This window comes from Agromyces zhanjiangensis, assembly GCF_040496055.1.
In the GTDB taxonomy this organism is placed as follows: Bacteria; Actinomycetota; Actinomycetes; order Actinomycetales; family Microbacteriaceae; genus Agromyces; species Agromyces zhanjiangensis.
On the sequence record NZ_JBEPKB010000008.1, the window covers coordinates 183,996 to 194,954 of the forward strand.

12 protein-coding genes are annotated in these 10,959 nt (G+C 68.6%); 7 read left to right on the plus strand and 5 right to left on the minus strand.

Annotation, left to right across the window (positions count from 1 at the left end):
• Positions 1-49: 49 nt before the first annotated feature.
• From ABME02_RS15200 to ABME02_RS15215, 4 genes are read left to right on the plus strand one after another with little or no spacing between them, the layout of a single operon-like run.
• A complete protein-coding gene (locus ABME02_RS15200; RefSeq protein WP_353816169.1) occupies positions 50-727 on the plus strand; it encodes a GntR family transcriptional regulator in 678 nt (225 codons plus the stop codon).
• Entirely contained in the window at positions 720-1,619 is a 900-nt protein-coding gene (locus tag ABME02_RS15205; RefSeq protein ID WP_353816170.1) for a sugar kinase, read from the plus strand. The genes ABME02_RS15200 and ABME02_RS15205 overlap by 8 nt, the downstream gene beginning before the upstream one ends.
• Positions 1,616-2,239: a bifunctional 4-hydroxy-2-oxoglutarate aldolase/2-dehydro-3-deoxy-phosphogluconate aldolase gene (locus ABME02_RS15210; RefSeq protein WP_353816171.1), complete on the plus strand. Its 624-nt coding sequence runs from the start codon at positions 1,616-1,618 to the stop codon at positions 2,237-2,239. The genes ABME02_RS15205 and ABME02_RS15210 overlap by 4 nt, the downstream gene beginning before the upstream one ends.
• On the plus strand, positions 2,236-3,297 hold the full coding sequence (locus tag ABME02_RS15215) for a lactonase family protein (protein WP_353816172.1): 1,062 nt from the start codon (positions 2,236-2,238) through the stop codon (positions 3,295-3,297). The genes ABME02_RS15210 and ABME02_RS15215 overlap by 4 nt, the downstream gene beginning before the upstream one ends.
• A gap of 69 nt (positions 3,298-3,366) precedes the next feature.
• Here ABME02_RS15215 and ABME02_RS15220 read toward each other — a convergent pair whose 3' ends face one another.
• Both ABME02_RS15220 and ABME02_RS15225 read right to left on the minus strand, forming a co-directional pair.
• Positions 3,367-4,389, minus strand: a complete 1,023-nt coding sequence (locus tag ABME02_RS15220; protein ID WP_353816173.1) for a golvesin C-terminal-like domain-containing protein — start codon at positions 4,387-4,389, stop codon at positions 3,367-3,369.
• Positions 4,386-5,870, minus strand: a complete 1,485-nt coding sequence (locus ABME02_RS15225; protein ID WP_353816174.1) for a glycoside hydrolase family 30 beta sandwich domain-containing protein — start codon at positions 5,868-5,870, stop codon at positions 4,386-4,388. Before ABME02_RS15225 ends, ABME02_RS15220 begins: the two co-directional genes overlap by 4 nt.
• A 23-nt stretch (positions 5,871-5,893) precedes the next feature.
• On the opposite strand from ABME02_RS15225, the gene ABME02_RS15230 reads away from it, so the two are divergent.
• Entirely contained in the window at positions 5,894-6,232 is a 339-nt protein-coding gene (locus ABME02_RS15230) for a hypothetical protein (RefSeq protein ID WP_353816175.1), read from the plus strand.
• Between the two features lie 301 nt (positions 6,233-6,533).
• Here ABME02_RS15230 and tatA read toward each other — a convergent pair whose 3' ends face one another.
• The 3 genes from tatA to ABME02_RS15245 all read right to left on the minus strand — a co-directional run bounded on the left by tatA (position 6,534) and on the right by ABME02_RS15245 (position 9,106).
• Complete coding sequence (gene tatA, locus ABME02_RS15235) at positions 6,534-6,749, minus strand: twin-arginine translocase TatA/TatE family subunit (protein ID WP_353816176.1); 216 nt, start codon at positions 6,747-6,749, stop codon at positions 6,534-6,536.
• Positions 6,750-7,362: 613 nt separating this feature from the next.
• Entirely contained in the window at positions 7,363-8,358 is a 996-nt protein-coding gene (locus ABME02_RS15240) for an adenosine deaminase (RefSeq protein WP_353816177.1), read from the minus strand.
• 304 nt (positions 8,359-8,662) lie between these two features.
• Positions 8,663-9,106, minus strand: a complete 444-nt coding sequence (locus ABME02_RS15245; protein WP_353816178.1) for a MarR family winged helix-turn-helix transcriptional regulator — start codon at positions 9,104-9,106, stop codon at positions 8,663-8,665.
• A gap of 99 nt (positions 9,107-9,205) precedes the next feature.
• On the opposite strand from ABME02_RS15245, the gene ABME02_RS15250 reads away from it, so the two are divergent.
• Positions 9,206-9,859, plus strand: coding sequence for an FMN-dependent NADH-azoreductase (locus ABME02_RS15250; protein WP_353816179.1), 654 nt, complete (start codon positions 9,206-9,208; stop codon positions 9,857-9,859).
• Between the two features lie 95 nt (positions 9,860-9,954).
• Complete coding sequence (locus tag ABME02_RS15255) at positions 9,955-10,875, plus strand: ribokinase (RefSeq protein WP_353816180.1); 921 nt, start codon at positions 9,955-9,957, stop codon at positions 10,873-10,875.
• Positions 10,876-10,959: the final 84 nt, after the last annotated feature.

Genomic DNA, 10,959 nt, shown 5'->3' on the forward strand with positions numbered 1-10,959 from the left:
AAGGCGTGGCACAATGGAGAGAAGTTTCCGCTCGACCCGGAGGAGAGCAATGAGTTCGATCGGTGCACGCCCCCTCGTGATCGACACGAAGGCCTCGCAGATCCGCCAGCGCCTGTCCGAGGCGATCATCAACGGTGAGCTCCGACCCGGTGACCGCATCGTGCTCGATGAGCTCGCACGGGAACTCGGCGTGAGCAAGATCCCCCTTCGCGAGGCCCTCTCGAGCTTGGAGGGGGCGGGCCTCGTGGTCACGACGCCGCACGCCGGACCTCGGGTCGCGCCCCTGCCCACTCATGAGATCAGAGGCATCTACCTCGTGCGAGAGCAACTGGAGCCGCTGGCCGCCCGACTCGCCGCCGAGCACGCGAACGACGAGTTGATCGACGAGCTCCACGACCTCAACGATCGGATGCGCCGTCGCGCGGGTCGGGCGAGCGACGTCGAGATGAGCGGGCTCAACTCCGGATTCCACCTCGCGATCGCCCGAGCGACGACGTTCCAGACGGTGGTCGAGTCGGTCGACGAGCTGATCACGAAGATCCGCCGATACCGATCCATCGCCGAGGGTGCCCCCGCGGACTGGGATGGCGCGATCGCCGAGCACGAGGAGATCATCTCCGCACTCGCCGATGCCGATGCGGAGCGAGCGGCGGCGGCGATGCGGGCGCACGTGCACGCGCGCCGGCTCATCGAACCGACCGCCGAGGCCGGCGACGGCCATGCCTGAGCTGCTGGCCGTGGGCGAGTCCATGCTGGCCTTCACATCGATCGACGGGGCGTTCGGGACCTCGGCCGGGTTCGCCGCTTCTGCTGCCGGCGGCGAGTCGAATGTCGCCGTGCACGTCGCCGCCCACGGCCGGACGGCCGCATGGGCCTCCCGCCTCGGTGACGATCCGGCAGGCCGACGGATCCTGGCCGAGGTCTCCGGTCGCGGCGTCGATACGAGTCTCGTGGTCATGGATCCCGCGCACCGGACCGGCATCATGCTCAAGGATCCGTCACGGCAGGGCTCCGCAGTCCACTACTACCGCGACGATTCGGCGGCATCGCGCATGGATGCCGCGTTCGCCGCCGGCCTTCCACTCGACGACGTCCGCCTCGTCCACGTGACCGGCGTCACCCCGGCCCTATCCGCCTCGTGTAGGTCCGCCGTCGAGACGCTCATGACCCGGTGCCGACGCCAGGGCGTCCGTGTCTCGTTCGACGTCAACCACCGCCCCCGACTCTGGCGCGACGACGACGCGCCCGAAGCGCTCGTGCGATTCGCGAGTCGAGCCGATGTCTGCTTCGTCGGTCGTGACGAGGCGGAGACGCTCTGGGGAACGACGTCCGCGGAGGATGTCCGCGAGTTCCTGCCCGAGCCGGAATGGCTCGTCGTCAAGGACGGCGCGATCGGTGCGACCGCCTTCAGCCGCGTCGACGGCACCCGGTTCGAGGCGGCGCCGCGCGTCGAGGTGGTCGAGCCGGTCGGAGCCGGGGATGCGTTCGCCGGAGGTTTCCTCGCAGGCCTGTTGGCAGGCGTCCCCCTGCGCGAGCGGCTCCGCATGGGGCATGCCGCCGCGGCCCGGTCTCTCAGCAGCCTCCACGACCTTCCCGACCTGACGGGGGCGATCCGATGACCACGAGTTTCGACGACCTCTTCGGAGAGAGCCCGGTGATGGCAATCCTGCGCGGTCTCGGTCCGTCCCGGACGCTCGAGCTCGCGGAGACGGCATGGTCCCTCGGCATCCTGTGCGTCGAGGTACCGCTGCAGACCGATCGCGACGCGGAGTCGCTGGCCCTCGTCGCCGCCCGCGCGGCGACCCGCGGCCTCGCCGTCGGGGCGGGCACGATCCTCGATGTCTCGGATGTCGAGCGCGCCCGGGGGCTCGGTGCGAGGTTCACCGTCAGCCCCGGCTTGGACCCTCAGGTGGCTGCGGCATCCGTGCATGCAGGGATGCCTCACCTGCCCGGCGTCGCTACCGGCACCGAGGTGCACCGAGCGCGCCGGCTCGGTCTGCTGTGGCAGAAGGCGTTCCCGGCGGCAGAACTCGGCCCGTCCTGGATCCGGGCCATGCACGCCCCCTTCCCCGACGTCAGTTTCGTCGCGACCGGCGGGATCTCGACGGCGAACGCCGCGCACTTCCTCGAGGCGGGCGCCTCCGCGGTGGCAGTCGGTTCAGCCCTCGAGGACGATGCACAACTCGGCCTGCTGGCGGACCTCGTCCGATTCCGATCCATCGGCGCCACGTCGGCGTGACCGCAGGTACCGCAGCCGACCCACAAGCCTCGACCTTCTGGATCGGCGCAGCGACGTCCGGCGCCATCGGCACGCCGGCACGCGGTGTTCGCAGACTCGCCGTCCGCCGGGACGGCGGGCATACGCTCGGTCCGGCGATCGATGTCGGACCCGATCCGAGGTTCATCGCGCGGGACTCGTCGGGGACGCTCGTCGTCGCTCACGAACTCGCCGAGGGCGCGATCTCCGTGTGGGATGCCCTCGATCCGACTCTTCGGCAACGTACGGGTGCGACCCCGACCGGCGGCGCGTCGCCATGCCATGTCGCATTCGACCAGGATGGCATCGTCGTCTACGCCGCGAACTACCGGGGCGCGAGCGTGAGCGCCCACCGGCTGTCGGACTCGAGCCGCGCGAGCGCCGTCACGTTTTCGGGATCGGGACCGCACGCCGAGCGTCAACGGGCCTCCCACCCCCACCAGGTCGTCGTGGATGTCGCACGGTCGCGATTGCTCGTTCCGGATCTCGGGGCCGATCTCGTGCGGGTCATCGACGTCGACCCGATCGACGGCGCGCAGATGCACCATCGGCCGGAGCGCGACATCCGACTTCACGCAGGGGCGGGTCCCCGGCACCTCGTCGTCGTCGGAGCACGCGCCATCGTCGCGAACGAGCTCGATCGGACGGTGAGCATCGTCGACCTGGTGTCCGGGTCGGAACTGGGATGGAACCCGATCGCGCGAACACGGGGCGTGGGCGCCTACGGCGCGTCCGCCATTCGCCTCACGCCCGCCGGAACGGTACTGATCGGCGACCGGGAACGGAACGCCGTCCAGACGCTCCGCTGGATGCCCGGTGAGACGCGACTCGTCCACGTAGCGGAGACGGCGACCGGCGGGCGCCACCCACGCGACTTCGAGCTCACGCGCGACGGGAGCATCCTCGTGGTCGCTGACCAGGCGTCGGACTCGCTCTCGATCCTGCAGGTCGATGACGATGGCGTGCCCGGCAGAATGCTCGCTCGCATTCCGACTCCAGCGCCGACGTGCGTGCTGCGGATCGACGAAGACCTCGTCTGATCGAAGCGCGTCCAACCGCACGAGCGGCCCGACTCCGTGTCCGGAGCCGAGCCGCTCGTCTGCGTACGTCTATCCGAACCAGTTGAGCTGGCGCGAACCGAGGGCCGCAGCACCCCGGCCGTTCGTCGACCGAATGACGTAGTGCGCTCGCTTCGGCGCGTCGACGTCCGTGAACTCGGTGACGTCAGCCGGGAGGTTCGCGATCTGCGCGAAGTTCCCGCCGCTCCGGCTCGACCGCTCGATCGCATACCCGCGAGCATCACGCGAGGGGCGCCACTGCAGATGCGGCAGGCCATCCACGTTCGTGATGTCGGCCCCCTGGACCGCCTGCAGTGGTGGCCCCGGAACGAGCGCGACCCCGTCGACCTGCGCGGCGGGGCCGACACCGGCGTCATTGATGCCGGACACGACATAGGTGTACGAGCGATCCGGGTCCATGTCGAGATCGACGTAGGCGCGACTCGCTCCCTCAGCGACTTCCTCGAGCGCGCTCCCGTCGACGCTGCGCGAGACGAGGTACGAGTCCGCACCGGACAGTGCCGGCCACGAGACCTCGGCCCAGTTGCGTCCACGTTCGACGGCGAGGTCGGGAGCGCTCGTGAGCGGCGGCGGCGGTGTCGCGAACCGAACCGCGTCCGCCTGGATGTACAACGCTCCCCCGCCTGCCCGAGGTGCGACATCTGCCGCGCGCAGCTCAACGTATTCGTCACCGGCCCCGGTGAAGGTGAGCGGTCCACGTCCGAGCCGTCGCCACGAGCCGCCGAGAACGGTCTGGTCGATGACGAACTCCGACACCTCTCCCGCATGCAGGACGCGGAACTTCACCGCGGTCGAACGATCGCCGTTCCCGTCGGGCAGCCAGAGGGAGACCGTGTACTCGCCCGGCGCCGGCAGGCTCGGCCGCCAGCGCACGACACGCGGAAGCATTGAGAACGCCGAACGATTGGTGAACAGGTAGTTCGCACCGTAGAAGTTCGGTTGGAAGCTCGACGTCGACCAGCTGCCGCTCACTTCAGCGTCGGGGTTGTCGATGATGATCTCTGCGGACCCGGTGAGGTCTCCGGTGTCGGCACGGGGTGCGATGAGGGTCATGACTTCTCCGTCCAGAACTCGATCGAATATGCCGGTACCTCGAACTCGACCGTCGAACCGGTCACAGCGCCGAGGGATGCGTCGTTGAGGTCGTGTGCGTAGCGGCTGCCGTGGAACGTCGATTCGCTGCCGACATCCACCTGGAACGTGAAGGGAGCCGTCCCGCGGTTCGTGACGGCGAAGGTGCGGGAACCGTTGGGATGCCGCCACGCCATGATCCGGTGGTCGCCGTCGACATTCGGCTCGTCGACCTCGACGCGGACCGAGTCCCACGGCATGTGGCGGAGGAATCCTGCCACCGCGTTCCAGTTCATCGGGTTCCAGGTCCAGTGACCCTTCGCGAGGTCCGGGAAGTGCGTCATGTCATCGTCGTCCCACGGGCGCCAGAACCCCAGCGAGTAGCCGAGCGACTCCGAGTTGTACGTCGGCTTCAACGCGTGCAGCCAGATCCACGTCGGTGAGTCGTGGAACGTCATCCAGTTCATGATCGACTGCGCCGTGTTCACCGTGTACCACGGGCGACGGCTCACATCCCACGTCAGGTACTCGAACTCGTTGTTGTAGACGTCACGACCCTCGAGATCCTGGCTGAACCGACCACGACCTGGCAACTGCTCATCGGTGTTGGTGCCGATCCGATGCCACGTCCAGGCGTCGACGAGTGCGAGCGCGTCGTCATCGCCGCGGATCCGCGCGCCTCCGATGCCGTACTGGCCGCCGTAGCTGTTCGCGTGAATGCGCGCGGAGGGGAACTGCGAGCGGATTCGGCTCGCCGCGGTGCGGAACGCCTTGTGGTACAGGTCGTCCGTGTACGCACAGGACGAGTACGGCGTCTGATAGTCCGGCTCGTTCTGCAGACCCCACCAGCTCACCGGCAGGCCATGCTCCTCGAGGTACCGGACATCCTGGACCAGCGCATCCGCGAATTCGGAGAGGAACTCCTGCGAGTCGCTCTTCAGGGTGCCTCGGATGTACGAGTCGGTCGACTTCCAGTACGGCGTCGGCGACCAGTACTCGACGGACATCCCCTCGACCTTGCCCTTCGCGATCATCGAGCGGAGTTCGTCCATCTGCTCGGGCCACCGGCCGACGACGTTGCGACCGTCGTCGCTCAGGCCGCGAAGGTAGAGCCCCATCGCGAGCCGGCAATACCGGAACCCTCGCGAGGTCCCAGCCCGGAGCATCTCGGTGCAGAAGCGGTCCCGTTCACTCGGCACGAGATCGTGCGGCACGGAGGTGAACGCGTCAGGCAAGCCGTTGTTGCCTGACCCGATCGAGTCGCTCTGGATTTCGAAGCCGAGTCCGAGGATCGTCTGGCGCGCGCGATTCCATCGGATGACGTAGTCGCTCCCGGTCGCCGCCCTCACGGGGGCGTACGGGCCGGCGAGGACGAGGGCGGTGGCGGCGGCGCCGGTCGTGCCGGCGATGAACGTCCGGCGGCTGAGGCCGGTGGGCGGTTTCTCGTGCACTTCACTGGGCATGCGGCTACGATATACGAACTACGATGTCCGAGCAATACTGTATTTTGAGCCTGCGTGGCATCGCCATTCGACCGCGCGGGAACCTCGCCACGCCCACACCCGACGAGCTCGCGCGAGCAGCCCGAATCGACTCGACATCGGTCGGCGATCCCGAACGCGGCATGGCATCCGGACTCGCCGCGTTCCAGCGATTCATCGATGGGCATGACCGTGTGCTCGGCGATGAGGGCGGGCGCGGTCACGCCGTCGCCGCTGGCGATCACCGCCTCGACGATGTCGGCATGGTGGTCGATAGTCCAGGTGACCTGCACGTCCCGCTCGTGTTCTTCGATCACGGCAGGAATGGCATAGGCCGAGGCTGAATGATCGACGCTCGAGGATCCCGAAGCCAGCTGAGACCGAGGAAGTGCAGATTGAAGTGTGTGGGCGCGGGCTGCGCGCGGCCCGCTAGTTCGTGATGCCGAGCATCGTGAAGCTCAAGACCAGGTTGGTTCGTGGGAGACCGGTACGGTGCTGACCGACGCCGATGGGCTCGCGGACCGGACGGAGCGCGGCCGCAACTCGACGAGGTGCGCGCCGAGCGACATCCCCCTCTCGCGGTTCTTCTCGCCGCGATCCCTCAGCCCGGTCATGCGGCGCAGGCGCTGAGACGAAGTCCGCGCGTTACGGGCGCTCGACCGACGCGGACGCCTCTGGGCTCGCCGCGGCGCCGTACTTGGCATCGGCGTCGTCTCCATCCGAGCGGACCTCGCTCTTGAGGATCTTCATCGACTGGCCCAGGCTCCGCGCGAGCGCCGGAAGCTTCGGCGCGCCGAACAGCAGCAGGATCACCAGGAGGATGATCAGCGCGTGCCAACCGGTGAGGGCGTTTCCAAACATGAAACTACGATATACGAAGTGTAGCACCGAGGCAACGACCCATCCGGGCGCACCTCTCGCAGCTCGGCGACCGACTGCACGTTCCTCGTCGTCGCGGGAGGCGGTGCCGAGGGCAATGTGGCGGACGGTTTCGCGCGCCTCAGGGACACCCGTCACCTGGTTCGGCGACCATCAGGACGACGCGCACGGCACCCGCTCGCGCGAAAGCCGAGGGCGTGCGCGCGATTGCGGCCGTAGATGCTGCGGCGATGTCCGCGCCCTATGACGACGGTTCATCGATGGGTTCCGCGCGCGGGTCCAAAGCATCGCCGTGCAACGGTCACCGACCTGTGCTGCGACCCCGCTCGTAGCGGGGCGTGTGCCCACATTCTGCCCACAACCGAGCGATTCGGCGATGACGTCATCCTGATCACGTTTGCCCTCTCTGCCGCGAATCGATTGGCCCCGGATGCGGGAGCCGCGTGATCCCGGGCCTGCGGGGCGGACTGAAAATCGAAAGGTCACCGGATCGATGCCGGTCGGAGCCACAGACGAAAACCCCCGGTCCGCCGGGGGTTTTCGCGTTTCCAGGTGAGGCCGGCGGTCCACCTCCGCCCTGAGCGCCCGCCGCGTCTCACTCGGATTGATCGCGCGACCACGCGTCGATCTCGTCGTGGAGCCGAGCACGCTCGCCCGGCTCCAGGAACGCGGAGTCGACGGAGTTCCGCGCCAGCTGCTCGACCGCTCCGTCATCCAGATCAAACTCCGCGACGACGGCGTCGAAGTTCGCATCGAGGTATCCGCCGAAGTAGGCGGGGTCATCCGAGTTCACGCTGACGAGCAGGCCGAGTTCGAGCATCCGAGGCAGCGGATGGTCCGCCATCCTGTCGACCGTGCGCAATCGGACGTTCGACAGCGGGCAGACGGTCAATGGGACCCGATCGCGGACCAGGCGCTCGACGAGGTCGGGATCCTCGAGACTCCGGATGCCGTGGTCGACGCGCTCGACCTGCAAGAGGTCGAGGGCTTCCCAGACGTACTCCGGCGGGCCCTCCTCGCCGGCGTGCGCCACGACATGGAGTCCCGCCGCGCGCGCCGTCCGGTACACGTCGACGAAGAGCGACGGCGGGTAGCCGACCTCCGCGGAGTCCAACCCGATGCCGTCGATGGGCAGTCCGGCGGCGAGCACGGAGGCGAGGGCATCCATGGCATCCCCCGGCGGAAGGTCTCGCCAGAACGACATGATGAGCTTCGTCGTCATTCCGTGGTCGACGACGCTGCGCTCGAGTGCCCTCCGGATGCCGCGGATCACCGTCTCGGCCGGGATGCCGCGTCGCGTGTGCGCTTGGACGTCGAAGAAGATCTCCGCGTGCCGCGCGCCTGCTGTTGATGCGCGAGCGAGGTAGCGGCGGGTGACCTCCTCGAAGTCGTCCGCGGTGCGCAGCACCTCGAGGTTCGCGTAGAGGAGGTCGAGGAAGGACTGGAGGTCGGTGAACTCGTACCGCGCCTCGAGGTCCTCGAGCGAGCGCCAGGGCAGGTCGACGCCGTTCTTCCGGGCGGTCTCCATGATGAAGGCGGGCTCCAGCGTTCCCTCGAGGTGGAGGTGCAGTTCCGCCGACGGCGGCCTCACGGCTCGCTCCGGTGCTCGCGCTTCGCCGCGCCATCGTTCCAACCGCCGAGATACGACATGGCCACCGTCCCGAACCCCTCGATACCCCAGAAGCTAGTCCGCGCGATTCGAGTCCGGGCGGGACCTTCGGCACGCGCCCACGGCGCGTGCCCGATCGCCGACGAACGCGAGGAACGCTGCGGCGTCACCCGCCTGATCCACTCGATCAGGTCGAGGCCCGAACAGTGCCCGGAAGGAGCGGGTCGCGACGACCGTGTGACAAGACCCGCGCACGCGTCTTCGTGGCGACAGTGTCCGGGTCCGCTCAGTCGCGCTGCGCGACGCGTGCTCCGGCGAGCTTCTCCAGCGTCGCCGTGAGCGCTCGGAGTTCGTCCTCGCTGAGTGGTCCGCCGAGTTCCCGGTCGATCGCGTCCAGGTAGACCGGGGCGGCGTCGCGGAACCGTCGTCGTCCCTCGGCGGTGATCACGGCGAACGCGCTCCGACCGTCGTCGGGATTCGCCTCGCGCGCGACGAGGCCCGCGCGCGCGAGTTCGTCGACGAGCCGGCTCACCCGGGTGCGACTCAGCACCACGCGCTCGGCGAGCTGCCCCATCGTCATCCGGCCCCCGGCCGAGTTGAGCTCCAGGAGCACGTCGTACCAGGTGAGGGGCAGCGCGGTCGCCTGCTGGACCTGCCGGTCGAAGAGTGGGACCAGGCGCGCGTGCGCACGGAGCAGGGCCTCCCACGCACGCTCTGCATCACTCGCCATGTTCTCAGCCTAACCCATTTGCGTGCACGCGCACTTATTTGATAGCGTGCACACGCACATAAATGACAGCGGCGCTCCGCCGCGGATGGGACCATCACCATGACCACGCTCCTGCACCTCTCCGCATCCCCTCGTGGCGAGGCATCCGAGTCGCTCGCGCTGGCGAACGCCTTCCTCGACGCATTCCGTGCCGAGCGTCCCGACGTCGCGATCGAGACCTGGGACCTCTGGGACGGCTCACTCCCCTCGTTCGGCCCCGACGGCGCCGGCGCCAAGATGCGGATCTTCGCGGGCGAGACGCCCGTCGGCCCGCAGGAGACGGCCTGGCATCGCAGCCGACTCGCATTCGAGCGCTTCGCGGCCGCCGACCTCTACCTCTTCAGCGTGCCCATGTGGAACCACGGCATCCCGTACATCCTGAAGCAGTTCATCGACGTCGTCAGCCAGCCGGGCATGGCCTTCTCGTTCGACGGCGAGCGGGGCTACACCGGACTGCTCGGCGGCAAGCGCGCCGCGGTGGTGTACACGAGCGCCGTCTACGGACCCGACCGCGGCATCGCGTTCGGCAACGACTTCCAGCAGCCGTACCTCGAGGACTGGCTTCGGTGGGCCGGGGTCGAGGCCGTGTCGTCGGCGGCGTTCCGCCCGAACCTCGCAACGACGGATGCCGCCGCCGCACGAGTCCGCGCGCACGCCGACGCCCGCCGGGCCGCATCAGCCCTCGCGCGCCTGGAGCTGCGGTCCGCCTCGTGAAAGGGATGGAGTCTTGACGACCGTTGTCTAAACGTTTAGATTGATCATCACGTGGCGAAGACGAAGGAGTCGATGTGAGTCAGCGCGGTGTTGTCGTGGTAGTCGGATCAGTGAACGTCGACCTCACGTTCACGCTCGCCGACCTCCCGGCGCCAGGTGAAACGGTGGTGGCCGCGAGCTCGCGCACCGGCCTCGGCGGCAAGGGGGCGAACCAGGCCGTGCGAGCGGCCCAGTCCGGGTTCGATGTCGAGGTGCACCTCGTCTCCGCGGTCGGCGCGGACCAGGCCGGGACCGACGCGCGCGCATCGCTCGATCGACACCACGTCGACACGACCTACGTGTCTCGAGTCGCCGGAACGCCAACGGGCCGGGCGTTCGTCTCGGTCGACGGAAGCGGCGAGAACAGCATCGTCCTCGTCCCGGGGGCGAACGCGTCGCTCTCGGCTGCGGACGTGCGAGCCTCGCTCGACGCGATCGCCGGCGAGCTCCCCCAGCACCTCGTCGTCGTCTGCCAGGGGGAGATTCCCTCACCTGCCATCGACGCCGCCGCCGACTTCGCCGCCGAGCGCGGTGCGCGCTTCATCCTCAACCTCGCACCGGTGACGTCGGTCGCACGCTCGACGCTCCGCGCCTCGAACCCGCTCATCGTCAACGAGCTGGAAGCCGAGGCCCTGGCGACCTCCCTGGGCGGACCCGAGGCTCGACCCGCGTCGATCCGGGATGCCGCGGGCATCGTGCACCGCGCACTCGGCGTCAGCGTCATCGTGACGCGGGGCGCGTCCGGCGTGCAGTTGGTCGACCGGCTCGGGGTCGAGTTCGCGTTCCCCAGCGTGCCCGTCGATCGCATCGTCGATACGACCGGAGCCGGAGACGCGTTCGTCGGGACGCTCGCCGCATCGCTCGCCGCAGGCGACTCCACCGCCGAAGCGGTCCAGTCGGCACTCGCCGCCGGAGCCCGCGCCGTGCAGTCGCGCGGCGCAGGCGCAGAGCTCCTCGCGAGGGGATCGGTGGCATGAAACTCGAACTCCGAGGAATCACGAAGAAGTTCGGTTCCCTGGTGGCGAACGACCATATCGATCTCACTGTCGAGGCGGGGGAGA